Source organism: Psychroflexus lacisalsi (genome assembly GCF_020164495.1).
GTDB classification, from domain to species: domain Bacteria; phylum Bacteroidota; class Bacteroidia; order Flavobacteriales; family Flavobacteriaceae; genus Psychroflexus; species Psychroflexus lacisalsi.
Map to the genome: position 1 here is coordinate 63,771 of NZ_JAIQYZ010000004.1, position 26,200 is coordinate 89,970.

The following is a 26,200-nucleotide window of genomic DNA, read 5'->3' on the forward strand; positions in this document are numbered from 1 at the left end:
AAAGCCAAAACACCTATAGCGTTTATAAGGTATTTTTGTGTTCTCTTCGTTTTTGAAGCAAGCTTCAGCCTCTAGAAAACAAAAAAGCCTTACACTTTCGTGTAAGGCTTTTGATGGTCGGGGTGGCTGCTCCGAAGCATCGGAGGAACCTTTGACCTCTTATTTTGAGAATTTTAAACAAAAAAAAGCCACTTAGTAAACTAAGTGACTTTTCAAGTCGGGGTGGCAGGATTACCTCCCAAAAGTCGGTGATCCTGAAAATGAGGTTGTTGCTCATTAAAAGCCTAAACGCCTATAGCGTTTATAAGGCTTTTTTGTGTTCTCTTCGGTTTTGAAGCAAGCTTTAACCTCTAGAAAACAAAAAAGCCTTACACTTTCGTGTAAGGCTTTTGATGGTCGGGGTGGCAGGATTCGAACCTGCGACCTCCTGCTCCCAAAGCAGGCGCGATGACCGGGCTACGCTACACCCCGAGTGTAGATTTTGTTTGAGTTTAGATGGATCTCGCTTCATCTAAAATATATCAGCGGAGAGACAGGGACTCGAACCCTGGCGACACTTACGCGTCGACAGATTAGCAATCTGCTCCATTACCACTCTGGCACCTCTCCAATGTTTATAAGAACATGCGCTTTTTGCGGTTGCAAATATAACTGCAATTTTGATTTTGACAAAGCGAATTGAGATTATTTTCTAGTTTCTTTTTAACTCATTGGAGTCTGCTCTTCTAGAACAACAATAAGTTCATTCGCCTCTTTCTTTCCGCTCTCTCTCCATACCATTTCACCCAAATTATAGAGCATATAGGTAGGAAGGTTCTTTACTTTTAAGGCTTCAACGAGCTGAGGATTTTTTTCAGCATCAATTTTAATAATCTTTAACCTATCTCCTAAAGCAGCACTCACGTCTTTCAACCGATCGTGGATACCTTCACAGTCTTCGCTCCAATCTGCAAAAAAATTGAGCAGGATAGGTTTTTTCTCATCGATAAGCTCACCAAACTTTGTCATCGAATTCTAATTTTGATTAAATTTAGTTCAAAATACTTCAGCTTCCAAATCTTTTAGGATGAGGTATTTACAGGGTCTGGTGATTTTTTAAATCTCAATTTAGCTCTTAGGACCAAATAAAACATCACAGGAACTATAATTAAGGTTAAGAAGGTTGCGAAAATCAATCCAAAAATCACTGTCCATGCCAAGGGTCCCCAAAAAATCACGTTATCTCCACCCACATAAACATTTGGTGCGTAATCTACAAAGAGTCCAAAGAAATCGATGTTCAAACCTACCGCTAGCGGGATTAATCCAAGTACTGTGGTGATCGCTGTAAGCAATACAGGTCTAAGTCTAGATTTCCCTCCAGCAACAATTTCTTCAAAATACTGCTGTCTGGTAAGCATCTCTTCATCCTCTAAGTCTAACTTTTCTTTTCGTCGGTCGATAAGGATTTGAGTATAATCCACCAGGACAATCGCATTGTTAACAACAATACCCGCCAGTGAAATAATTCCCATCATGGTCATGATAATCACGAAGTCCATTTGGAATATGCCAAGTCCAAAGAAAACCCCACCTAAACTCAAGATCACCGCCATCAAAATGATAATTGGCTTAGAAATAGAGTTGAATTGTGCTACGAGAATAAGCAGAATCCCTCCTACGGCAAGCAGAAGTGCTTTAAGAAGAAAATCTAAGTTTTCTTCTTGTTTTTCCTGTTCTCCAGTAAATTTATAAGTCATACTTTCTTTCAAGTCAAAATACTGAAGCTCGCTTTCTATTTGCTGAACAATTTCATTGCCGTTATAGCCGCCGAGGACGTTAGAGTAAAGGGTAATGACTCTCTTTAAATCTTTCCGTTTGATAGAGGAGAAGGTCGATGTCTGGGTCTTATCTATTAAAGTAGAGATAGGCGTTTGTATAATCTCGCCTTTATTGTTTCTGAAGGTCACTGGCTGGTTAAAAATCGTGTTTTCATCGTACCGGGTTTCTTCATTAAATCTTACATTGATCTGGTAGTCGTCATCCTCATCCTTGTAAGTGGACGCTTCTTCTCCAAAGACAGATCGTCTTATGACTTGACCCACCTGAGCGGTAGATATGCCAAGTTTACCAGCTTTTGCTTTATCGACTCTAATGTCCATTTCAGGTTTGGATTTATTGATGTCGATTTTTAATTCTTCAATCCCATCGATTCCAGCATCGTCGATAAATTCCCTCATGCGCTCTGCTTCAGATAACATCTGATCGTAATTCTCACCCTTCAACTCAATATTGATAGGATATCCTGAAGGAGGTCCTGCGGCGTCTTTTTCAACAACAATGGATACTCCTGGGAAACCTCTTACAGACTCTCTTACTTCGTCTAGAACTTTGCTACTTCTTACGCCTCTTCGGAGTTTAAACTGTCGCATAGATAGCGTGACTTTTCCGCGATGAGGCATTTCGTTGGCTTGCCCAGCATCTGTATTAGGGTTTCCAGAGCCTTTACCGACTTGCGATATAGCAGACTCGACCATAAAGTTATAGCCGTTTTCATCTTCGTATTTTTTTAAGGTCTCAAAAATACGTTCCTCTACCTTCTTGGTCAGTTTGTTGGTCTTATGAATGTCTGTCCCTTCAGGATATTCAATATAAGCCATAATTTGATTGGGCTGATTTTCGGGAAAGAACAAAACCTCTGGCTGAATAATGCCAATAAATACAAAAGAGGAAAATAAAATACCTAAAGTTCCAAAAAAGAAGAGATAGGCTCTCTTTTTATAAATCGCAAACTTGAGGAATTTCTCGTAGAAGTTTTCCAATTTCTTTAAAGATCGGAACTGAAAGAAATAAATTGCTTTCACTAAAAATAACTTATAAATCCAAAGTAAAATAGAGGCTAATATGGCAAGATTTCCCAAACCGCGTAAGCCTCCAATATCTAAAATAAACCCTAAACTCAAGGAAATAATACCTATTCCAAGGAGGATAAGACTCCACCGAATGGTTTGTTTATTTTTTAATTTCTTTTCCTCAACTTTCATGAATTTTGAGGTTAACATCGCGTTGATGATCAGCGCCACAAACAGTGACGAGCTTAGGACTACCGAAAGGGTAATGGGAAAGTAGATCATAAATTTACCGATGGTTCCCGGCCATAATCCCAAGGGGAAAAAAGCGGCAAGCGTCGTTGCCGTAGAAGCGATGATTGGCCATGCAATTTCTCCAATTCCTTGTTTTGCTGCGGCGGTTCTACTCATGCCTTGGTCCATGAGTGAGTACACATTTTCTACAACCACTATACCATTATCCACCAGCATACCTAGCCCCATAACCAAACCAAATAGCACCATTGTGTTGAGCGTAAACCCAAGTCCCGATAAAATGATAAGCGCTAATAGCATAGACATTGGGATAGCTACCCCTACAAAAAGTGCATTTCTAAAGCCTAAAAAGAACATCAAAACGATAATAACCAAGAGTACACCAAAGATGATGTTATTCACTAGGTCGTTCACTTGGTTTTCAGTCTTTATAGATTGGTCGTTGGATAGGCTGATGTTTAAAGCTTCTGGGAAATAGTTTTCTCTTTCATCATCGACGATGGTTTTAATTTTTTCTACCGCCTCAATCATATTTTTACCAGCTCTTTTCTTCACATCGAGCATGACTACTGCCTCACCGTAATTTCTAGCAAAGGTTGTAGGATCCTTGGTGTGGAAATTCACTTTAGCAACATCCCTTAAATAAACTTCACCTCCATCATCTTTCACCACGATGTCGTAAAGCTCATCTGGAGACTCAATCTCTCCTAAAATCCTGATGTTCTTTTCAAATCCGTTGGATATGATATTACCTCCAGAGATGGTTTTGTTTTCATTACGAATAGAAGTGATAATATCGGTAAAGCTCACCTCCATGGCGGCCATTTTGTAAATGTCTACCGCAACTTCTACTTCTTTTTCATCTACACCTCGAACCGTAGCCTCTTTAATTTCAGGTAGCAACTCTATCTTATCTTGAAGGTATTCTGCAAAATCTTTTAATTTCTGGATATTATAATTCCCCGTAAAGCTAATATTCAGTATAGGAATCATCTCAGATATATTAAGGTCGAACACGTTGGGCTCTACCTTTGCACCATTGTCTAGAGTTGGCCAAGTGGTTTCAGACTTAACTTGGTCTACCTTGTCTTTGATGAGTTGCTTGGCGTTTTGTACTTCTACATCTTCTTCAAACTCGACAATCACCATAGAGTAATCCTGCAAAGTAGAAGAGGTAATTTCTCGAACGCCCTTCACATCCTTAAACACTTCCTCTAATGGTTCCGTGATAAATTTTTCAACATCTTCTACAGAGGTGCCAGGCTCTATAGAACTCACGTATATCTTGGTTTCAACAATCTCTGGGAAATCCTCCCTTGGCATTCCGTAGTAAGCCATTATTCCTCCAATGAGTATAATAAGGCTTATCACATATACGGTCATCTTATTATCTATTGCCCAAGACGATAAGGCAAATTCTTTATAAGTGTTCTTTTTGGCCATTACTTACTTTTTTTGAAAGTTCAACACTCTTACTTTATCATCTTTTTTGATTGTTCTGGCACCTTCAGTGACCACAACATCTGTAGCTTTTAGGCCTTCTAAAACTTCTATTTCCCCTTGATAACTTTTGCCGAGTTTCAACTCACGGAAATTAGCAATACCAATACTATCGTTTTCCATCTGAAGAGAAAACGTAAAGGATTGTCCCGATGCATTCTCTTGCAAAATATTTTCTGGGATAACGATAGCTTGTTTGGAAGTGTAGTCATTTAGTTTTAAAGTAGCAATTAAGTTGGGCTTTACAAAGTCTATACTGTCTGGAATAGAGACTCGCACTCTAAAGTTTCTATTGCTTTCTGAAATATTACTAGAGACTTGAGAAACCTTCCCGATAAAGCTTTTTCCAATAGCACTTAGGGTCACAATAGCTTCGGAGCCTTCGTTGATATTACCAACATAATTTTCTGGAACATTTGCACTAACGTACATCTCTCCTAAATTCAAAATTCTAAAGATTGGCGTTTGACCAGGGGAAACCACTTGGCCTTGATCTGTGATCACTTCATCTATTTTCCCAGAAAAAGGAGCGTAAATTACAGATTTGTTGAGTTGGCTTCGCATTTGGTCAACGGCATTATCAATTTGCTCAAAGGCCGTTTTAGCTTCAAGATATTGTATTTCTGAACCTATATTCTCATCCCAAAGTCGCCCTTGTCTTTCGAATATCGTTTTGGCAAGCTCTCGCTGTGCCTTCATTTCCTCTAGTTGGCTCGATTGTCCTCCATCATCAATTTTGGCTAATTTTTGCCCTTTCTTAACCTGGTCACCCTCTTTGACGTAGATATCTTTTAATACACCTGAAAACTGAGGGTAGATCATGATATTTTGATCTGTAGTGACATCGCCTTGGACAGTGACATAGTGATTAAAATCTTTTGGAACTAGACTTAAAGCTTCCACTAAGGCATACTTTGAAGTATCTTCAAAATCAGCCAATTTTTTATCTAAGGTTTTAATCTGGCTATTGAGTTTCCTCATCGAGGTATTCAATTCCTCACGTTTTTGATTCAGTTCTGCTTTAGATCCATTTTCGACAATATCTTCAATAGATTTTTCTTTGGGACCACAAGACACAATAATAACAAGGGAAAGTAGAGTGAGGTAAGATATATATTTCATGGGTTTAGTTTTCAAAATTTGTAAATGGAGTATTGATGATCTTTTCGATTTCTGCTTTGGAATTGATAATATCTAGCATAGATTGTAGCAATTCGTTTTGTGCAGTGTAGAGTTGTAACTGAGCTTGTCTAAGTTCAAAACTCGTACCGACACCTTCTTTAAATTTGATTTGGTTTTTGCGCTCAATGCGTTCTGCAAGTTTCAGGTTGTCTTTCGATAATTCATAATTGTCTACGGCAAATTCAAAATTGCTTTTTGCATTATTCAATTGAAGGTTAATTTGGTTGATGGCTTCCACCTTTTGGGTTTCTGCTTTTTCCATTTCAATTTTAGCTTTTTGAGTTCGAGCACTTCGTTGAAGAGAACTGAAAAGGGGAACATTCAGGCTTACCCCAATCGTGGAGAATTCAAACCATTCTGCCCGTGAACTAAAGAATTCAAAATTCTCTCCAAAACTGGTTTGTCCATAGTTGGCAAACGCAGATAGGCTTGGCAAAGCTTTGCTTTTTTCTAGTTTCATTTCCAACTCTCGTTGCTTTACCAGATTGTCTGCAATCTTAAATTGGATGGTATTTTCGACTTGAAGATCTTCCGTTATAAGTTCTGCTTCCAAAGCATCTCTATTGGCTAAGTTTTCTAGATCTTCCAGTAATTCGACTTCAGTAGAAATAGGTAAACCCAGCACCATATTGAGACTTTCTTTGGAAATATCTTCCATACGCTTGGCATTATTGAGCTGACTTTGTAATTGCTGGTAAGTAATCTGAAGTTGCTCTACATCTTCTTCTTCGGCAAGGCCATTTTCAAAAGTGATTCGCGTTTCTCTTAGATTTTCTTTTGCAGTCTCTAGGTTGCTCTCTACAATAACAATAGAGTTTTGAGTTAGTAAAACATTACCATAGGCACTCACCACATCTTTTCTTACTTCTAGCTTAGTGCGCGTTTCATTATTGTCTGAATACTCTAAGAAGGTTTTAGCAGCTTGAAGAGCAACGATGTAAGAGCCGTCAAAAATAATTTGGTTAAGAGTCACCGAGGCATTCATGTTTTGTCTAGGTGAAAACTCTACTGGAATAAAAGTTCCTGGCTCGCCATCGACAAGTTCTGCTGGCAGTGGCGTTTGCCTTATGATAGGGTTATATTCATAAGTCAAACCACCATCGATTTGAGGTAAACCATCGGCAGTGGTTTCCCACTTCTGTTTTAGGGCAATAGCCACATCGCGTCTGGCGTTGATGGTAGCATAGCTACTATCTATGGCAAAATCTATAGCTTCTTGTAAGGTGAATCTATAGCTCTTCGGCTCATTTTGGTCCTGAGCATATACACTCATACTCATTATGGCAATGAGACTGAAAATTAACTTTTTCATTCTAGTTGTTGTTTTTCTAGTTCTATTAAGCGTTGCTTTCCTTTGGTATCTACAATACTCCTTAGATGGTATTTTAAAAATTCTTCGTAAAGTTCTTTAGGTGTAAGTTGGCTGTCCTTAAAGAGCTCTTCATCTTTAAGATTTAACATGCCTGAGATGTAGATCTTGCAGGTGAAAACCTTGTGTAAATCTTTTCTATAATAATCATCTTTTACACCACGATCTATATTTTTGCTGATGGATTCTTCCATTTTGCAAACTTGAGATTGTCGCATTTTATCGTAAATCCTTGGATAATACTTTTGAAACTGAAATTGAGGCGAGGATTTTTCATTCTTAAGCCTTTTCATCACTACTCTTTTAATCTCGAACATTTCCTCAATAGGATCTAGCTGCTGAATCTGGACTTCGTCTATTTCCTTGTGAATGCGATCTCGAATGTAATAGGCGACTTGCTCGACTAAGTCCGACTTGTTTTTGAAATAACCGTAAAGGGTTTTTTTGGACACACCAAGCTCCTGAGCCAGATGGTCCATGGTGACGCTCTTGAAACCGAATTCCAAAAACAAATCTCCAGCCTTATGTAAAATATCTTCTTTCATTTCAGGCTGCAAATCTAAACACGGAAACTTTTTATACAAGAAAAGTTTCCAAAGTTTCACTTTAGTTTAACTTTGAAAGACGGCAGAAAAAACAAATCCAGCTTAAAAAAGCTGGACGATAATAAATTACTATTATATTTCTTATTTATTTCCCTGAAAAATGTTTCTCCCTTTTTAAATCAGTAATTCTTCTGGACATCAAAGGTTTGAACTCAGCATATTCGTAATCACCAAATTGATCTTCATATTGATCATAAAAGGACAGTTTTTTGTCGACATCCTCATAAAGCCGATCTGCTGTCAAAGCCATTTCTACATAAGCACGCTCAAACATAGGAGCTTCTTCGATCACAAGCCCAAACACTTTTATAGCTGCTTTCAATTTTCCGTTTTCCTTCATAGCGATTGCTTTGGTAAAACGTTCGCCGCTAAGACTTACATCTTTGTATAGAATGGCCAGTTGGGCATTATATTCCGATTCTTTGAAGTTTTCTTTTTTAGCGTAAAGCAGAGCTAGCTGCAAATGATATTTACTGCTTCTTTGCTCAATTTTTAATAGTTGTTCGTATTTCTGAATTGCCTTATCGAGTTGATTGGTGCCGTTGTAACCAATCGCCATTTTTTGTAAAACAAACTTAGGTGGAGATGTTAATTTTTCAAGACTTTCAAATTGCTCTAAAGCGAGTTTGAATTTCTTTTGAGCATAATAAATCTGACCTAAAAGCCCAATTATTCTTTTGTTTTTAGGATTGAATTGAAGTGCGTCCAGATTAATAGTTTCTGCCTTTTCATAACTCTTTATTCTGAAATAAAACTTAGAAAGTTCATAGGCAGCTCCTTGATGAGATGGGTCTTGTTCTAAAGCCTTTTCAAAACTAATCTCCTCAGATTTATTTTTCAGTTCGGCTTTGGCTAAGCCAAGTTGGTATAAGAATTCCGGATTGGTGGGGTAGTTGTAACTCAAAAGCGTTAGTAAGCTATCAGCTTCTTTGTATTGAGTATTCGACTTTAAGAGTTTGGCGTAAGTAAATTGATCGACAGGTTGATCTTTTTTATCAATAAGCGCATCATGATAACTATCAATTGCTTTTTTATTGAAGTTTTTGGATTGGAGGCTTTTGGCTTCCAGAATTTTATTTTTGAAACTAGAGGGCGGATAAGTTTCAAAATACATTAAAACCTTAGAGTATTCTCCAACAGCATATAGACTGTCGAGGTTTTGCCCATAAATATATTGTGCACCTACAAACAGGTGCACAATAACTAGGATGAAATGTAACTTATTTTGACTATTCATTGATTTGGAAAGTAATGGGTAAAGAATAAAGTACCCCCACTTTTTTACCTTTTTGTTCACCTGGTTTCATTTTTGGGAGTTCATTAATCACGCGCTCTCCCTCAGCCTGGAGGTCAGGATGGGGTGCTCTGGCTTGCACATTCACGACATCGCCGTTTTTATCGATTTTAAACTGGACATAAACTCTGTTTGTGCCTTTTAGCCCTAAGTTTTCTGCCAGGTTAACATCAAAATTTTCATTGATAAACTGACTGATTTTTTTGCTCATACATTCTTTACGCTCTTCATTCGTGGCTAAACCTTTACAGCCTGGAAATACAGGAACTTCTTCAATGACAGCAAAAGGTACACTGCCTGTAGTTTCTTCCTCTCTTACTTCAGTAATTTCAGTTTTAGGATTGTTTCTTTCCTGCAAGTACTCTTCATAAGTTTGAGTTTTGAACTTTCTAAATACTTCTGTATCTGTCATGATCATTTTAGTTTTACCAGAATCCCCTTCATCCATTTTTTCACCTATATAGATCATTATTGAATTTCTTCTGTAAAAATCCTCTTTTGAGTTGATCTTCCTGTAAGTTGTGATTTTAAATTTGTTTGGCATATCTTCAGAGAACATACCATATTCAGCAACTGCTTCTTCCAGCTCTTTCATGTATTGAGTGCGTAACTTTTCAGCTTCTGCTTGTTCCGAGAGTTCCTGGATTTCTTCCTGCGAATCTTCTTTACAGGCCGTATAGGTTAGCATCAAGCCAAGCAATGGCAAAATCAGCAGATATTTTAATAAATTTTGTGGGTGGGAATTTCTTTTTTGTAACATCATAAGTCTTTGTTTTAATTGTGAATGGTTAAAAAATGAATGTGAGAATTTTAAATTTTCAGTACCAAAGGCCTGGTTCAGTAAGCTTTGGGCATAATCGCGTTTGTTTAGGTTTTTTGCGGCAACCTGGTCGGCCTGCAGTTCGTGCACCAACATGAGTTCTTTTTTGAGCCAGTGGTGGGCTGGACTTATCCAAAAGATTAGTCGAAATAGTTCAACTATCATAAGGTCTAGTCCGTGAAAGGCTTTAGCGTGTTCTAGCTCATGGGGCATGATTTTTTGACGTTGCTCGTTTGAGATCTGGTCTCCAATAAACACAGATCGCCAATAGGTAAAAGCATTTTCAGAGCCGCTTAATCGATAACATTTCACATGGTCGATCATGCAATCGAAGCTTGCGTTTTGGGTTAGCTGTTTCAGTTTCCAGTAGCCTATACTGAATTTAATAGCGAAAAAACCTATACCTAAAAGATATATAAGCTTAAGCATTGTAGTCAGACTCCAGGAAAACGTCTGGGTTTCTATGTTGCTCGCTGAAGAGGTTAAGTTCACTTCCTTACCCATAATAAAATAAGACTGAAACTGTTGGGCGACTTGGCTTGTGCTTTCTTCTGTACCGAAGCTAAACGCCAGGAAACCAAAGTCGAGGAGTGGAATCACAAACGAAAATACCGCTGTGGCCAGTAAGTACAACCGATTATGTTTGTAAAACGTCTCTTTTTTAAAGAGCAGGTAAAGCCCCAAAAAGCAAGTTTGAAAAAGGATAATATCGACAAGATACCACCACATTAATCTTGGGTTTTGTCAAGTTCTTTTAAGATGCTTTCCAAATCTTTGGCGCTCATGTTTTTTTCTTTGACGAAAAAAGAAACCATGTTTTTAAACGATCCTTCAAAATAAGAATTGACCATTTTCTTCATCGATGCTTTCTGGTAGGTCTCCTTATCGACCAAAGGATGGTATTTAAAACCTCTTCCGGCTCTTTCATGCCCTACAAAGCCTTTGTCTTCCAGAATTCTTACAATAGTAGAGGTAGTGTTGTAGGCTGGCTTAGGCTCTGGCATGTCTTCAATAATCTCTGCAACTCTGGCTTGTCCTTTTTGCCATAACAGCTGCATTACTTCTTCTTCTGCTCTTGTTAATTGTCTCATGATCTTATGTATTTACCACGAATGTAAACTATTATATTAGTTTAACTATCAGAATAGTTGTTAAAGTTTTGGCTTCATTCTTTACTATTTTTTGTAAAACTCTATTAGAGTGAAATAGATGTCAGGGCGCTGCCCCTCAGTTTTATCGAAGTTTTTTAATTACTAAGATTACAAGGCTCTGCCTATTTGTTTCTTTTCCAAGTTGTTTTATTACGAAGATGTCAGGGGGTTGCCCCTGATTGACATTTAGAAAGAGAAGTTTTTTACCGCGACGAGCAATCTCATTGTTATTTCGGCTACAAGAGAAATCTTATGAGCGCTTGGAAAGGTTGAGATTCGAAAGTCTCCGAAATGGCTCCTTCTGAATGACAGAGTGGTTGTCATTCCGACGATAGGAGAAATCTTTCATGTTTCTCATTGTTAGACTTGATGCAAAGGCAGGGAATCTTTTGGTTTTTCGATAGGAGAGATCCTTCACTGCGTAGACTGCGTTCAGGATGACAGATTGATCAATTTTAAATTACGAAATAAAAATTTTGAATTGTAAGAAGCTTACCTCTCAAAAACTAATTAATTCAAAAACTGAGTTGCCTAATTCTTAAAACCTAAAATCTAACAGTGAGGAGAAAAAATCTTTAATACCTAAACTTTGTTCCTCCCAAAGGCTGTTTACTCAGGGCGCTACCCCTTATTTTAGATATCAAACAAAAAAGGTTCCAGCCAGTAATTTTCATAAATTATTACGATGTGAAATATAAGGGGCGTTAGCCCAGGCATGTTCGTAATTCCGTGCAAAATGAAAACAAAAAGGGGCTTTAGCCCTGACATCTTCCTATTTAAATACATAAATTTGATCAAAAAAAAATATGTCTACCATATATCAAGTCGATGCGTTTACCGATCAGATGTTTAAAGGGAACCCAGCAGGGGTGATGCTTTTAAAAAATGAATTTCTGGAGGAGGACCTAATGCAAAACATAGTTAAGGAAATGAATGTGTCTGAAGTTGCCTTTGTTGTGCCTAAAGAAAATTTTTTCAATATTCGATTTTTCACTCCTAAGGCCGAAGTTCCACTTTGTGGCCATGCGACCTTGTCGGCAGCACATATTTTGTATGAACTAAATGTGGTTTCAAAAACAGAGTCGATCATTTTTAAGGCCCCTAAAGATCAATTGGAAATTAGTCTTACCACCGATGGTTATCTAATGAAATTTCCAGAATATACTTTGAATCCCATTTCAACTTCCAACTGGGCTGAAGTTTTAGACCTTAACATCAAACAAGCTTTTGAAGTGACCAATGACTGGACCATGCTGGTTTTAGAAACTGAAGATGAACTTCAAGATTTTGCTCCCAATGCAAGTCAATTGCAAAGTTTAGGTCTTGGGCAAAGTATTTTTACTGCTATATCAGCTTTAGAAGAAAGAGATATTGTTTGCAGGTGTTTTGTCCCCAACCTTAACATTTTGGAAGATCCGATGACAGGTTCTGCACATTGTGCACTCGGCGTGTATTGGTCTAAAATTTTGAGTAAAAACGAATTGAAATCAGAACAAATTTCGGAGCGGAAGGGTCAGCTCAAGGTAGAGATGAAAAATGACAGCGTTTATATATTAGGTCAAGCCAAAACGGTGTTTAAAGCTGAGTTTTATTTGTAAATTTTGAGATATAATTTTCAATAAATAAATTCCTGGATTAATCCACTACAGTAACAGAGGACATAAAATTAATCTTCTAGTATATATAAACTTCTCTATTTTCAATTTTGATTTGACCTTCAGATAGTTAAGCTTAAGTCTATTTTCTTAAAGTGAAGCGGTCTAATATTTTTTACCGGGCATTACCGATTCTATTTATAAACCGACCGCCAATACACTTTCTGATAGCTACGTTCCACAACCCTGTGTATGAGGCGATCCAGGAAATCATCATGAGCCATTAATCGCTGTATTTCATTTTCATGGATATCGATTCTGTAAAGCAAGTGAATAAAACTTGAAGTCTTTTGGTGAATCAAATCAGAAAAAATAGGGTTAAGACCCCGCCATAATTCGTCAGGTGTAATATTGGTTTGCAATTCAATTTCTGTCAGTCCTACCAGAGCCAGGTCTTTATTTAGTTGTAGAATTAACTGTTTCCAGGCTTCAGCATTTTTTTCTGGCGCACTGATGATCTCGGAAAGCTTTTGAGGAAGACTCATTTACACCTCCCGATTCATGAGATTTGTCCCAAAAGCCTTTAGAAATGCTTTTCCTTTTTCAGACACTTCCATCTGTTCCAGATGTTCAAACGCCTCCTCGGTATAGGCTTTTATCCTTTCAGTAGTTGAAGCTTTGGCACCAGAATCCTCAAAAATTTGTTTGGCAGTTTCAATTTTACTGGAAGGATCTTCAGGTGAAATGGTGTACAAATGTCTCAGTTGATCGGCACTGCTGGAATCTGCTAGTTCGAGTGCTTTTAGGTACAAGTAAGTTTTTTTATTCTCAATAATGTCACCACCAATTTGTTTCCCGAAAACAGCCTGATCTCCAAACGTATCTAAATAATCATCCTGAATCTGAAAGGCGATCCCAAGCATTCTGCCAAACTCATAAATTTTGTCTTGCACTACTTCAGAAGCATCACTGACGATAGCCCCCATCTTTAGAGCTGCTCCTACCAAGACGGCGGTTTTAAATTCGATCATCTTTAGATATTCATCGATGGTCACGTCTTCACGTTCTTCAAAATCAACATCGTATTGTTGGCCTTCGCAGACTTCAATAGCAGTTTTAGTGAAAAGTTTGGCTAAAGGTTTAAAATGTTCTGCCGGATAATTTTCAAACAATTGATAGGCATTGATCAGCATCGCATCTCCAGATAAAATACCGGTATTGATGTTCCACTTTTCATGCACGGTTTCCTTACCTCTTCGCAAGGGCGCATCGTCCATAATATCATCATGAACCAATGAGAAATTATGGAAAATTTCTATCGCTAGGGCAGCATCCATAGCTTTTTCTCGGCCTCCGCCAAAGATATCTGCACTCATCAACACCAGAACAGGCCTTAGGCGCTTACCTCCAAGTTGAAGAATATACTCAATAGGCTCGTAAAGGTTTCTTGGCTCTTTTTGTGGGAGTCGAGAGTCCATATAAGACAAGAAAGTGGTTTTGTAAGCTTCTAAATCCAGCATCAATTTTTTTGCTAAAATAAATCATTCAGAAGAACTACCTTCTTATTTTGAGAATTGTTACGTCTGGATGCTAAGATTTTGTTTAAGATATTTCTCTTGAAGACTGCACATTTATAAAATTAATTCAAAGAAGCCCTGTTTTAGATAGAAATCGTAATTTTGTAAATACACATTACAAGATGTAATTTCAATATGGACAAATATTCATTTTTAAATGCGATGCACCCATCGCAATTAGCCGACCTCTATAATCAATACTTACAAAATCCCGATGCCACTGAACCAAGTATGCGAGCCTTTTTTCAAGGCTTTGATTTTGGTATGGAATCTGGCGGATTCGAAGATGAGTCTTCCGAGAATTCCACAACTACAGTAAAGTTAAAAGATGCTGAAACCAAAGAAACTCAGCAGGTTCAAGTCCCGGAAAATGTCCAGAAGGAATTTCAGGTCGTCAATTTGATTGACGGCTACAGACATCGAGGTCATTTATTTACAAAAACAAACCCAGTAAGAGAACGCAGGAAGTATTCACCAAGACTAGATGTTGAAAACTTCGGTTTGTCAAAATCAGATTTAGATCTGGAATTTGAAGCTGGAGAAATCATTGGTATTGGTAAAGCAACATTAAGACAAATCATAGATTTTCTTGAAAATGTCTTTTGTGATTCAATTGGTGTAGAATACGCTTACATCAGGAATCCTGAAGTCATTAAATGGATACAAGAACACATTTATAAAAATCAAAATAAGACCAACTTTTCTGAACCTCAAAAGAAAAATATATTACGCCGCTTGAATGAAGCTGTCATTTTTGAAAGTTTTCTTCATAAAAGTTATGTTGGTCAAAAACGTTTTTCACTTGAAGGTAACGAATCTTTAATTCCCGCTTTGGATACTCTGATCGAAGGTGCAGCAGATATGGGTGTGAAAGAATTTGTGATGGGAATGGCTCATCGTGGCCGACTCAATACTTTGGTAAATATCTTCGGTAAAAGTGCTAAGGATATTTTCAACGAGTTTGAGGGTAAAGATTATGACGTAGATGGATTTGATGGTGATGTAAAATACCACTTGGGCTGGACGTCTGTCCGTAAAACCGACTCTAATAAAGAAATTAATTTAAACATAGCCCCTAATCCTTCGCATTTGGAAACCGTAGGTTCTGTAGTGCAAGGTATTGCTAGGGCAAAACAGGATGATCATCACCTTGGTGAAGAACAAAATGTTCTACCAATCGTGGTTCATGGTGATGCTGCCATAGCTGGACAGGGAATTGCTTACGAGATTGTGCAAATGGCACAGCTAGATGGATATAAGACGGGCGGAACCATTCATATTGTTGTCAATAATCAAATCGGTTTTACTACCAATTATATAGATGGGAGATCATCAATCTATTGTACAGATGTTGCTAAGGTGACTTTGTCTCCAGTATTACATGTGAATGCAGACGATGTTGAAGCGGTAGTTCATGCAATGAATTTTGCATTGCAATACAGAATGGAATTTGGAAGAGATGTGTTTATTGACCTGTTGGGTTATAGAAAGTATGGCCACAACGAAGGTGATGAACCAAAATTTACACAGCCAAAACTGTACAAAGCGATCTCAGAACATAAAAATCCAAGGGATATTTATGGTGATAAATTGATGGAAGAGGGTGTTATTGATAAAGAATATCTGGATCAATTAGAGGAAAAAGTTAAGTCTAAACTTAACGAAGAATACGAAGTTTCGAAAAAAGAAGAAAAATCTGTGGTTTCCAAAATCCTACAGGAAGAGTGGGAAGGCTATGAGCCTGCCAACAAGCAAAAAATGCTTGAGCCAGTAGATACTAAGTTTGACCTGGAGAGACTTTCGGAATTGGCAGAAGCCATCACGACATTGCCTGAGGATAAAAATTTTATGAGGAAGATAAAAAAACTCATAAAAGCACGTCATACCATGTACTTCGAGAAGAACGAACTGGACTGGGCGATGGGTGAAATTTTAGCTTATGCCACTTTACTTGATGAAGGTCACGACGTGCGAATTTCAGGACAGGACGTGGAGCGAGGAACTTTTTCTCACAGACATGCTGTTATCAAGACAGAAAACAGTGAAGAAGAATACGTGCCTCACAACAATATAAAAGATGATCAAGGTCATTTCTATATATACAATTCCTTACTTTCAGAATATGCAGTCGTTGGTTTTGACTATGGTTACGCGATGGCAAGTCCTTCAACTTTGACCATCTGGGAAGCTCAATTTGGAGACTTCAGCAATGGGGCTCAAATTATGATTGACCAGTACATATCATCGGCAGAAGATAAATGGAAAACACAGAATGGTCTTGTTTTGCTATTACCTCACGGGTATGAAGGTCAGGGTTCCGAGCATTCTTCAGGAAGAATGGAAAGATACCTTCAGTTATGTGCCAAAGACAATATGTTTGTTGCCAACTGTACCAGCCCAGCCAACTACTTCCACCTGTTGAGAAGACAGCTTAAAACAGATTATAGAAAACCTCTTGTCGTTTTCACACCTAAAAGTTTGTTGAGACATGCTGAGGTGATTTCGCCAAAAGAGGATCTGGCTGAAGGAAGCTTCCAAACGGTTATTGACGATCCAAAAGCCAAAGTAAAAGACATTAAAACCTTAGTATTCTGCTCAGGTAAGTTCTATTTTGATCTAAAGAAAAGAAGAGAAGAAGAGGGGAGAAAGGATGTTGCTCTAGTGAGAATTGAGCAATTGTTTCCGGTTCCAGAAGAAGAAATAGATAAAGTAATCAAGAGATATAAGAATGCTGAGGACATCGTTTGGGCTCAGGAAGAACCAAGAAATATGGGTGCTTATACACACTTATTGCTCCAATATCATAAGACCAAAGACTTTAGAGTGTGTAGCAGACGTTTTTACGGCTCTCCTGCTGCAGGTAGTCAGGCAAGATTTAAGAAAAGACACGAAGGAGTTATCGATTATGTATTCGACCCTTCAAAAGATAACAACATAAGAGATTATAAAAGTAAAAATTAAGATAAGAAACACATAATATTATGGCTTTAGAAATGAAAGTCCCTTCACCGGGAGAGTCAATTAGCGAAGTTGAAATCGCAGAATGGTTAGTTAAAGACGGAGACTACGTAGAAAAAGATCAGGCAGTCGCTGAAGTTGATAGTGATAAAGCAACCTTAGAACTGCCAGCTGAAGCTTCAGGCATCATTACGCTCAAAGCTGAGGAAGGCGACGTCGTCCAGGTGGGCGAGGTGGTTTGCTTAATTGACACAGATGCTGAAAAGCCATCTGGCGGTAAGGATAAAGAAGATAAATCTGAATCTAAAGAATCTTCAGACGATAAAAAATCTGAGGACAAAAAAGAGGAAAAGAAAAAAGAAGATAAATCTTCTTCTAAAGATAAAGAAGAAAAATCCTCTTCAGATTCTAAAGAAACTTATGCTACGGGAAGCCCATCTCCAGCGGCTAAGAAAACTTTGGACGAGAAAAATATCGATTCTAAAGACGTTAAAGGAACTGGCAGAGACGGTAGAATTACCAAAGAAGATGCGGTGAATGCAGAATCTAAACCATCTATGGGTTCTCCAGGTAAAGGCAAACGCAGCGAGTCTCGAAGCAAAATGTCAATGCTGAGACGTAAAGTTGCCGAACGTTTGGTAAGTGTCAAAAATGAAACAGCGATGTTGACGACTTTCAATGAAGTTGACATGAAGCCTATTTTTGATCTGAGAGCAGATTATAAAGAGAAATTCAAAGAAACCCACGGCGTGAGTCTTGGATTTATGTCCTTCTTTACGTTGGCAGTAGTTCGTGCATTGGACAAATTCCCAGCGGTCAACTCTATGATCGACGGTAAGGAAATGATCACTTACGATCATAAAGACATCAGTATTGCGGTTTCAGGGCCTAAAGGCTTGATGGTTCCGGTGATGCGTAATGCCGAAAACTTAGGCTTTAGAGGAGTTGAGCAGGAAGTGAAACGTTTGGCTTTAAGGGCTAGAGACGGAAAAATCACTGTAGATGAAATGACAGGCGGAACCTTCACCATTTCCAACGGAGGTGTATTTGGTTCTATGCTATCGACCCCAATTATCAACCCACCACAAAGTGGAATTTTGGGCATGCATAATATCCTCGAGCGTCCAGTTGCGATCGACGGCAAAGTAGAAATCCGCCCAATGATGTACGTGGCCTTATCTTACGACCACAGAATCATCGACGGCAAAGAATCTGTTGGATTTTTGGTAGCGATCAAAGAAGCGCTGGAAGATCCAAAAGAACTCTTGATGGATGGTAACATAGAAAAAGCCCTAGAGCTTTAAGCTAGAAATCATCATAATTATAGCAACCCTGAAGTTTTCATAGCTTCAGGGTTTTTTGTTTTATAATGATTTTGCTTTAGTTAGCTTTCAAGGGTTTTGATACATTTCTTAAAGGTTTTGAGTCGGCTTGGAGATCCAGCTTGGTGAGGATGATAAACTGAAGGGGTTACGTTGGATTAGATTAATTTAATTTATTTTGTAACTGTTTGATGTAAAAGTGTAAATTTGTGAGACTGAGACTTTGATCTTAGAAAATAGATAGAATTATTAAATTCAAATGAATAAATTTTTTCTCTTAGTCTTAACTTTCTGGTTTAGCATTATTTTCTCCCAAGAGAGTCCAGTCGACCGCTATATCTCAAAAATTGAGAATATCGATCATAATGATTGTGTAAAATCAATGCTTATTGAAGACACGAAATACGATAATAATGAAGAGAGGAAAGATCATTTATCTGAAAAATTTGAAGTGAAATTTGATAAAAATAGTAATATTTTAAAGCATATAGTCTACAGTAAGGTTTTAAATAAACCCTTTAAAATAACTACTTATGATGATCAAAATAGAATTTTAAAAGTTGAGATTTATAAAGGGAATGGGAATGGAGAAGCTTTAATTCAATATTTCAGAGATGGTTTAAAAAAACCTGATTCAATTAAGATTTTTTCTTTAGATATGGTGGAAAGAAGAAAGTATATCAACTACTTTAAAAATAAATTAGTTATAAGACGTGATCTTATTGAAAATGACATATTAAGATTTTATAGACTATATAAATACGATTCGAAAAACCATTTAACGAAAGAACTTAATATTAATACCGAAAACGGGTTCGGCGTTAAAAATAAATTGGGTGGTAACACAACCATAAAGTTGAATTCAAACGATTCAACTTTATATAATACTAAGATTATTGGTGATACAATTATCAAGAAAAGAGAAACGTATGAAGGCCTATTAGTAACTGATAAAACTTATAAAGATGAAAATCTAGAATTTAAAATTCAGGAACAAACTTCTAGGCAAAGTGGACTCACGTTTCAAACAAGGGCCCATTATAAATGGAAAGATTCTATCAAAATAGAACATAAATATTATAAAGACGATAACGCTATAAAAAGTTATTTTCAAACCTACATTTATGAAGATAAAATAGTTTCCAAATGGGTAGATTCAAGAATGATGAAAAATGGAGAATCAGAAAAAAGCGACGTCATCTATATTAAAACAATTTATGACAAAAATGAGAATTGGATTAATAAAACATATTTCAGGAATGACCTGATAAAAAGAAAAATTGGAAGAAAAATCGAGTATTATTGTCAAGACTCTTATTGATTCAAATCGGTGTATTACCATTTAATAAACCTGTAAAATAGAGCACGAACTTAACGAACCTAAACTAAGAGAATGCAATGAATCCATAAAAACAACCCCTTCTAATTCAGAATTACCATCGCCACCTCTGACAACAGCTCCCGATTCAGAAAATACTGAAGAAGAGTTTTAGTAATGCGATGTGATCAAGTTTAAACCTATGGCCCACGGAAGTTTATCACATTTTAAAGCAACCTTAGCAAGAAAACAAGAACGCAATCAAAAACGGCAAGCGAGGTCTGATAGAAAAGCAAATTATAAGAGTTCAAATTCTAAAACTAAATTGAAGGAACCTGAGCTATCTGTGTCTGAGCTCAATAAAGTAAAAGCAGATATCAGAGCAAAACTAAAATCAGAGAGCAAAAAACGTCTTATTAAAGTGTTTATCATTATGCTTTTACTTACTTCACTTTTATTGTCCTTAGCTTTCTTTTTCGGTTAGAACAGATTTTATAAATTAACTATTAACACAACTATTTTAAAAACAGTACAAATGGAACAAGTAACTCCTGCCGTCTCCAAAGGCGATCAACCCGAAAAGGATAAGGATGCGAAAAAGTCCAAAATTATAAGTGCCCTGGCGATTGGATTTCTTGCAGGCGTTGTGATGTTTGGACTCATTTCAGTGATCTATTCAGAAAACTATGTGGTAATTCTACCTCTGCTTTTCCCCATTTTTTTTATTTATAAAATTTTGGACAAGTCGAAAAAGAAGACCTCTAATTAACTCAGATAGGCTGATTTACTTCAAATACAAATAATCCGTCTTATAATCAATCACAGCTTTGCCTTTTTTGAGAATATCAGCACCGATGATGCCATGAACCAATTCTGCATCATGGTCGCTTAAGGCTTTGTTGACGTGCGACAAGTCAAATAAAATCAAATCCACTTTCTTTTTGGTCCATTTTCCAATGCTCACTTTGTTGTTGGTTGAGGCCTTGGTGAGCATATTGGTGGCGCCAGCGCCGGCCGCTTTGATATTGCTGTCTTCAGAAAACAAATTGAAATGTTCTGCATAGGTAAAATCGATGCACGAACTCGAGGCGCCAGTATCTATTAGAAAACTGCCTTCCACACCATTAATAATCACTTTACACTCAAAATGATTGGTTTCGGTGCTATTCATTTTAAGGGCTTTGTAGTTTTTTTCTTTCAGAAAAGATTTTAAAGAAGACATTTATTGATTTTTCGGCAAATATAAAGTTTCGTTTTAAATAAATTTGCTCCATGATAATAACAGATACTCACACCCATTTATATTCTGAAGCTTTTAACGAAGATAGAGCGGAAGTCATACAGAGAGCGATCGATAACAACGTTAAGCGTTTTTTTATCCCTGCGATAGATTCAGAAACCACACAAGCTATGTACGATCTGGAAAAGCAATTTCCAGAACACATATTTTTAATGATGGGATTGCATCCTACTTCAATTTCAGAAACAGTGGAGCAAGAGCTTCAGCATATCGAGGAGCAACTTCAGAAGAGAAGTTTTTACGCTATTGGAGAAATCGGCATTGATTTATACTGGGATAAAAGTTTTTTTGAAGCTCAGCGTAAAGCCTTCAAAAGGCAGATCCAGCTGGCAAAAAAATACAAACTTCCAATTGTGATTCACTGTCGGGAAGCTTTTGATGAGGTATTTGAGGTTTTGGAAGAAGAAAAAGGAGATGACTTGTATGGGATTTTCCATTGTTTTACCGGGACCAAAGCGCAAGCAGAACAAGCTATAAGTTATAATATGAAATTGGGAATAGGAGGTGTGGTGACCTTCAAGAATGGAAAGATTGATCAATTCATTAACGAAATAGACTTAAAGCATATCGTTTTGGAAACCGATGCGCCTTATCTTGCACCAAAACCTTACAGAGGAAAGCGCAATGAAAGTGCTCACGTTTTAAAAGTTGCCGAAAAACTTTCAGACTTATATAATGTAAGTTTGGAAAAAATAACAGAGCAAACTACACAAAATTCTAAAGACGTCTTCGGAATTTAATACAGTTCACTTTATGTCAAAAATTCTATTAGTATATACGGGGGGTACCATAGGGATGATCAAAAATCCAGAAACCGGTGCGCTTACTGCATTCAATTTTGACGAATTACTATCTAACATTCCTGAACTTAAACTCTTGGAGCACGAGATCAGTACTGTAAGCTTTGAAAAGCCAGTTGATTCCTCGGATATGGACACAACCGATTATGTGAAACTCGCAAACCTCATTGAAGAAAATTTTGAGGACTATGATGGTTTTGTTGTACTTCATGGTAGCGATACAATGTCTTACACTGCTTCTGTGATTTCTTTTATGTTTGAAAACCTAAAAAAACCAATCATTTTCACGGGGTCTCAACTGCCGATTGGAGATCTAAGGACAGACGCCAAAGAAAACCTGATTACCAGCATTCAACTTGCCGGCCTCAAAGAGCAAGGCAAAACTGTGATAAAAGAAGTTGGGCTTTATTTTGAGTATAAGCTTTATAGGGCCAATAGAACTACAAAGGTAAATGCCGAGCATTTTGAAGCCTTTGAATCTGCAAATTTTCCACCAATTGCGGAGTCTGGTGTAAACCTGAAAATCAATTACGAGAAGCTGTTGAAGCCAAATATGAGGAAGAAAATGGTTATTCATAAATCATTAAACGATAATATTTTAATCCTGAAGCTTTTTCCTGGTATAAATTACGATACACTGCATCATATTTTTAACACACCTCATGTAGAAGGAATCATATTGGAAACTTTTGGCAGTGGTAATGCAAAAACAGATAAATGGTTTGTAGATCTTTTGAAAGATCTTGTTGGTAGAGGTGTTTACGTGGTAAATGTCACTCAATGTGTTGGTGGAGGCGTATTAATGGGAAAGTACGCTGCGAGTGAAGGCTTAAAAAGGCTTGGTATAATAAGTGGTGGAGACATAACGACAGAGGCGGCTGTAGGAAAAATGATGTATCTTTTGAACAAAAATCTTGGTCCAAAAGTATTTAAAACTATATTTGAAACCTCTTTACGAGGTGAAATGAATTAAAAATTAACGTTCAATTCCTGCTATAAAAGTATTTTTTTTTATTTATTTGCTAAGTATTAGTTAACGTTCATTAATATAAAGAGAGGTGACCGAGCGGTCGAAGGTGTACGCCTGGAAAGCGTATGTTCCGATTGTATCGGAACCGAGGGTTCGAATCCCTTCCTCTCTGCTTTTTCAAACTAAAAATCATTAAACACTAATTATTAATTCTAAGACAGACAACAATGAAAAGATTATTTTCAATTTTAACTATTTTAGCCATCATGGCGGTTGGTAACACAACTTTAACAGCAGCAAATTCTTCTGACATTTTTACTGAAGCAGCTGTGAATTTTGTACAAGATGATGTAGATGCGTCTGGTGAAGAAGCCGAAGAAAGTGTAGGTTTTCACCAAGAATTAAAAAAGCGTTTCATTGAAGGTGGACCTGGATTTATGGGTATCGTTCTTCTATGTTTAATTCTTGGGCTTGCAATTGCTTTTGAAAGAATTATTTACTTAAACTTAGCGACAACCAACTCAAAGAAACTTGCTGAAAGTGTTGAAGAAGCAATGAAGAGTGGTGGTGCAGAAGCTGCAAAGGAAGTTTGTAGAAATACAAGTGGACCAGTAGCCTCTATCTATTATCAGGGTATTGATAGAATGGATGAAGGTATTGAAGCTTCAGAAAAGGCTGTAGTGGCTTACGGTGGTGTTCAAATGGGACAACTGGAAAAAAATGTTTCTTGGGTGTCTTTATTTATAGCACTTGCTCCTATGCTTGGTTTCATGGGTACTGTTATAGGTATGATTCAAGCCTTCGATAAGATTGAAGCAGCTGGTGATATGCAGCCATCTTTGGTAGCTGGAGGTATTAAAGTAGCCTTATTAACAACTGTATTTGGTTTGATAGTAGCTATTATACTTCAGGTTTTTTATAATTATATCATCGCTAAGATTGATAGTATTGTAAATGATATGGAAGATGCTTCGATTACTCTTATCGACATCTTAGTTGCACACAAAAACAAATAATCAATATGAATAAGATATTTAATATTATAAAAATTGTTTTCGGTGTTGTAGGAGCTATTCTCTTTGTGAGAATCCTGAATGCTGGGGATGATGCGATAGAAGCTGATGCAGCGATGCAAACAAGCGTGCTAGCTCCGTTTATGTATGTTTCCTACGTGATATTGGCAATTACTATTCTTGCGGTTTTGATTTTTTCAATCAAAGCCCTTTTTACAGGTAATGTAAAGAAAACGCTTATATCCTTAGGGGGTTTTATTTTAGTCATTGTAATTTCATACGCAGTGTCTAGTGGAACAGAAACAGCTTTAAGGGATGGTGACATGCTATCTGCTAACGGTTCCAGATTGGTCAGTACAGGATTGACAGCTTTCTATATATTAGCAGCTTTAGCGGTATTAGCAATGCTATTATCGAGTGTTAGAAAAATTATAACTAAATAATTATGGCAAAAAGATCAGCACCAGAGGTAAATGCTGGATCCATGGCGGATATAGCTTTCCTTTTGCTTATCTTTTTCTTGGTGACTACTACCATTGAAACAGATAGCGGAATTACAAGGAAGTTACCTCCAATTGACGATTCAGAAGAAGAGCCACCAATTTTGAAAGAACGTAATATTTTTATTGTTCTTGTGAATTCTAACGGTGACTTGTTTGTTGAAGATGAGAAAATGGAATTTAGAGATTTGAGACAGTCAGCTATAGACTTTTTAGATAATGGTGGAGGTACTGGCGACGAAGCATGCGATTATTGCCAAGGAGCTAAGGACCCAAAATCCTCTGATAATCCTATAAAAGCTGTTATTTCTTTGCAGAATGATAGAAAGACCCAATATGGTAGATACATAGCTGTTCAAAATGAGCTAGTGGCTGCCTATAACGAATTGAGAAATAGAGAAGCGAATAGACTTTATGATACTGATTTTGTAGATATGGAAGCTGCCTTTAATGACTCTGAATGGCGAGGTGATAAAGAAAAGCTTAAAGAGAGAATTGGTATCATAAAAGAAATGTATCCACAGAAATTATCTGAAGCGGAACCTAAAAAATAAAACTGAAAACTTATGTCAAAATTTAAAAAGAAAGATGATGGTGGGACTCCTGCGATTTCTACCGCATCCTTACCAGATATTGTTTTTATGCTTTTGTTCTTTTTTATGGTTGTTACCGTAATGAGAGATACTTCACTTAAGGTTCAAAATATTCTTCCTTTTGCTGACCAAGTTGAAAAGTTAGATAAGAAAAATTTAATTATGTATATCTATGCTGGGAAACCATCACCTAGATATCAGGAAACTTTTGGTACAGAAGCTAGAATACAATTGAACGATAAGTACGCAAGTGTGAATGACGTTCAGCAATTTATTAAAGAAGAACGCCTGTCTAAACGTGAAGAGTTGCAGGATAAATTGACGACTGCCCTAAAAGTTGATAAAGAAACTAACATGGGTCTTGTATCCGATATCAAGCAAGAATTGCGTAAAGCTGAGGCATTAAAAATTAATTATACAACTAAGGAAGGGGCAGCAGAGCTCAATCTTGAGTAGGTTGTCTGACATTATAATGTTTAAAAGGCACTCTTTCTAAGAGTGCCTTTTTTATTTGCTTCAACCTGTTTAACTTTCCCTACTTTTAATATGAGATGAAAATTATTTACTTAAGTGTCTTTTTGCTTTATTTCTGTGCCATTGAGGCACAAGATCTCTCTTGGCTTAAACAGAACGAATCTGATTCTCTCTACAGAGAAGATCAATTCTACGTTGGGTTTAGTTTTAATTTTTTAACTGATCTTCCTGAAAATGTAGAACAATCTGGATTCTCAGGAGGCCTTATATTTGGTTTTATCCGTGACATGCCTATTAATAAAAGAAGGAATCTCTCTCTTGGTGTAGGTTTAGGTTTAAATCTCAATACCTTCGGACAAACCTTAAAAATATCCAGAGACACGGATCAGGATAATTTTTCTGTATTGGATCCTGAGGTGAATTACGATACCAATCGTTTTACTACTAACCTTGTCGAAATACCCTTAGAGTTGAGATGGAGAACTTCTGATGTTGACAAACTGTCTTTTTGGAGAGTATACTTAGGAGTGACTTTTGGGTATGTCATAAGTTCTAAGTCCATTTTCCGCAGTCCTGAAGAAAGCTATGAATTCAGTTCTATAGATGGTCTAAATGATTTCAGAACAAACTTGAAACTCACCTTTGGTTATGGGGCAGTCAATTTTTTTGTAGATGCAAGTCTAAATCCATTGTTTGAAGAATCACAGATGGAAGTTACAGGTGAAGACGTTGGAATAAAACCTATAAAGGTAGGACTGGTCTTTTTCTTCTTGTAG

General features: G+C 37.1%; 24 protein-coding genes and 3 tRNA genes. 14 read left to right on the forward strand and 13 right to left on the reverse strand.

The window, feature by feature from the left end:
• Positions 1 to 393: 393 nt before the first annotated feature.
• The 10 genes from LB449_RS11090 to LB449_RS11135 all read right to left on the reverse strand — a co-directional run bounded on the left by LB449_RS11090 (position 394) and on the right by LB449_RS11135 (position 10,944).
• Positions 394 to 471: transfer RNA gene (locus LB449_RS11090), tRNA-Pro, on the reverse strand.
• Positions 472 to 525: 54 nt separating this feature from the next.
• Positions 526 to 609 (reverse strand) — tRNA-Ser (locus LB449_RS11095).
• Positions 610 to 702: 93 nt separating this feature from the next.
• Positions 703 to 1,008, reverse strand: coding sequence for a thioredoxin family protein (locus LB449_RS11100; RefSeq protein ID WP_003440372.1), 306 nt, complete (start codon positions 1,006 to 1,008; stop codon positions 703 to 705).
• A 53-nt stretch (positions 1,009 to 1,061) separates the two neighbouring features.
• Positions 1,062 to 4,526: an efflux RND transporter permease subunit gene (locus LB449_RS11105; protein ID WP_224455169.1), complete on the reverse strand. Its 3,465-nt coding sequence runs from the start codon at positions 4,524 to 4,526 to the stop codon at positions 1,062 to 1,064.
• 3 nt (positions 4,527 to 4,529) lie between these two features.
• Complete coding sequence (locus LB449_RS11110) at positions 4,530 to 5,705, reverse strand: efflux RND transporter periplasmic adaptor subunit (protein WP_224455170.1); 1,176 nt, start codon at positions 5,703 to 5,705, stop codon at positions 4,530 to 4,532.
• A 4-nt stretch (positions 5,706 to 5,709) separates the two neighbouring features.
• Positions 5,710 to 7,077 carry a TolC family protein gene (locus tag LB449_RS11115; RefSeq protein WP_224455171.1) on the reverse strand — a complete coding sequence of 456 codons (1,368 nt, stop codon included), beginning with the start codon at positions 7,075 to 7,077 and terminating at the stop codon, positions 5,710 to 5,712.
• On the reverse strand, positions 7,074 to 7,679 hold the full coding sequence (locus tag LB449_RS11120; RefSeq protein WP_040555966.1) for a TetR/AcrR family transcriptional regulator: 606 nt from the start codon (positions 7,677 to 7,679) through the stop codon (positions 7,074 to 7,076). Before LB449_RS11120 ends, LB449_RS11115 begins: the two co-directional genes overlap by 4 nt.
• A 145-nt stretch (positions 7,680 to 7,824) precedes the next feature.
• Positions 7,825 to 8,976, reverse strand: a complete 1,152-nt coding sequence (locus LB449_RS11125; protein ID WP_224455172.1) for a tetratricopeptide repeat protein — start codon at positions 8,974 to 8,976, stop codon at positions 7,825 to 7,827.
• On the reverse strand, positions 8,969 to 10,582 hold the full coding sequence (locus LB449_RS11130; protein WP_224455173.1) for a M56 family metallopeptidase: 1,614 nt from the start codon (positions 10,580 to 10,582) through the stop codon (positions 8,969 to 8,971). Before LB449_RS11130 ends, LB449_RS11125 begins: the two co-directional genes overlap by 8 nt.
• Positions 10,582 to 10,944 carry a BlaI/MecI/CopY family transcriptional regulator gene (locus LB449_RS11135; protein WP_224455174.1) on the reverse strand — a complete coding sequence of 121 codons (363 nt, stop codon included), beginning with the start codon at positions 10,942 to 10,944 and terminating at the stop codon, positions 10,582 to 10,584. Before LB449_RS11135 ends, LB449_RS11130 begins: the two co-directional genes overlap by 1 nt.
• Positions 10,945 to 11,810: 866 nt before the next feature.
• Between LB449_RS11135 and LB449_RS11140 the strand changes: the two genes are divergently transcribed.
• Entirely contained in the window at positions 11,811 to 12,602 is a 792-nt protein-coding gene (locus LB449_RS11140) for a PhzF family phenazine biosynthesis protein (RefSeq protein ID WP_224455175.1), read from the forward strand.
• Between the two features lie 191 nt (positions 12,603 to 12,793).
• Here LB449_RS11140 and LB449_RS11145 read toward each other — a convergent pair whose 3' ends face one another.
• The gene (locus LB449_RS11145; protein ID WP_224455176.1) at positions 12,794 to 13,144 is read right to left on the reverse strand and encodes a hypothetical protein; all 351 of its coding nucleotides are present in this window, start codon (positions 13,142 to 13,144) and stop codon (positions 12,794 to 12,796) included.
• The gene (locus LB449_RS11150) at positions 13,145 to 14,119 is read right to left on the reverse strand and encodes a polyprenyl synthetase family protein (protein WP_224455177.1); all 975 of its coding nucleotides are present in this window, start codon (positions 14,117 to 14,119) and stop codon (positions 13,145 to 13,147) included. It lies immediately after the preceding gene.
• Between the two features lie 192 nt (positions 14,120 to 14,311).
• Between LB449_RS11150 and LB449_RS11155 the strand changes: the two genes are divergently transcribed.
• The 5 genes from LB449_RS11155 (at position 14,312) to LB449_RS11175 (ending at position 20,543) form a co-directional block, all read left to right on the forward strand.
• The gene (locus LB449_RS11155; protein ID WP_224455178.1) at positions 14,312 to 17,137 is read left to right on the forward strand and encodes a 2-oxoglutarate dehydrogenase E1 component; all 2,826 of its coding nucleotides are present in this window, start codon (positions 14,312 to 14,314) and stop codon (positions 17,135 to 17,137) included.
• Between the two features lie 20 nt (positions 17,138 to 17,157).
• Positions 17,158 to 18,438: a 2-oxoglutarate dehydrogenase complex dihydrolipoyllysine-residue succinyltransferase gene (gene odhB, locus LB449_RS11160; protein WP_224455179.1), complete on the forward strand. Its 1,281-nt coding sequence runs from the start codon at positions 17,158 to 17,160 to the stop codon at positions 18,436 to 18,438.
• Positions 18,439 to 18,715: 277 nt separating this feature from the next.
• Positions 18,716 to 19,777, forward strand: a complete 1,062-nt coding sequence (locus tag LB449_RS11165) for a hypothetical protein (protein ID WP_224455180.1) — start codon at positions 18,716 to 18,718, stop codon at positions 19,775 to 19,777.
• 199 nt (positions 19,778 to 19,976) lie between these two features.
• Positions 19,977 to 20,258: a hypothetical protein gene (locus tag LB449_RS11170; protein ID WP_224455181.1), complete on the forward strand. Its 282-nt coding sequence runs from the start codon at positions 19,977 to 19,979 to the stop codon at positions 20,256 to 20,258.
• Between the two features lie 51 nt (positions 20,259 to 20,309).
• A complete protein-coding gene (locus LB449_RS11175) occupies positions 20,310 to 20,543 on the forward strand; it encodes a hypothetical protein (RefSeq protein ID WP_224455182.1) in 234 nt (77 codons plus the stop codon).
• Positions 20,544 to 20,558: 15 nt separating this feature from the next.
• On the opposite strand, the gene LB449_RS11180 is transcribed toward LB449_RS11175, so the two are convergent.
• Complete coding sequence (locus LB449_RS11180) at positions 20,559 to 20,996, reverse strand: retropepsin-like aspartic protease (protein WP_224455183.1); 438 nt, start codon at positions 20,994 to 20,996, stop codon at positions 20,559 to 20,561.
• 50 nt (positions 20,997 to 21,046) lie between these two features.
• On the opposite strand from LB449_RS11180, the gene LB449_RS11185 reads away from it, so the two are divergent.
• The 8 genes from LB449_RS11185 (at position 21,047) to LB449_RS11220 (ending at position 26,200) form a co-directional block, all read left to right on the forward strand.
• Complete coding sequence (locus LB449_RS11185) at positions 21,047 to 21,814, forward strand: TatD family hydrolase (protein WP_224455184.1); 768 nt, start codon at positions 21,047 to 21,049, stop codon at positions 21,812 to 21,814.
• A gap of 13 nt (positions 21,815 to 21,827) precedes the next feature.
• Positions 21,828 to 22,847, forward strand: coding sequence for an asparaginase (locus LB449_RS11190; protein ID WP_224455185.1), 1,020 nt, complete (start codon positions 21,828 to 21,830; stop codon positions 22,845 to 22,847).
• Positions 22,848 to 22,926: 79 nt separating this feature from the next.
• Positions 22,927 to 23,016 (forward strand) — tRNA-Ser (locus tag LB449_RS11195).
• 55 nt (positions 23,017 to 23,071) lie between these two features.
• Positions 23,072 to 23,860: a MotA/TolQ/ExbB proton channel family protein gene (locus tag LB449_RS11200; protein WP_224455186.1), complete on the forward strand. Its 789-nt coding sequence runs from the start codon at positions 23,072 to 23,074 to the stop codon at positions 23,858 to 23,860.
• 5 nt (positions 23,861 to 23,865) lie between these two features.
• Entirely contained in the window at positions 23,866 to 24,300 is a 435-nt protein-coding gene (locus LB449_RS11205) for a hypothetical protein (protein WP_224455187.1), read from the forward strand.
• Between the two features lie 2 nt (positions 24,301 to 24,302).
• Positions 24,303 to 24,911, forward strand: coding sequence for an ExbD/TolR family protein (locus tag LB449_RS11210; RefSeq protein WP_224455188.1), 609 nt, complete (start codon positions 24,303 to 24,305; stop codon positions 24,909 to 24,911).
• A gap of 12 nt (positions 24,912 to 24,923) precedes the next feature.
• Positions 24,924 to 25,406, forward strand: a complete 483-nt coding sequence (locus LB449_RS11215; protein ID WP_224455189.1) for an ExbD/TolR family protein — start codon at positions 24,924 to 24,926, stop codon at positions 25,404 to 25,406.
• A 95-nt stretch (positions 25,407 to 25,501) separates the two neighbouring features.
• Positions 25,502 to 26,200, forward strand: a complete 699-nt coding sequence (locus LB449_RS11220; RefSeq protein ID WP_224455190.1) for a porin family protein — start codon at positions 25,502 to 25,504, stop codon at positions 26,198 to 26,200.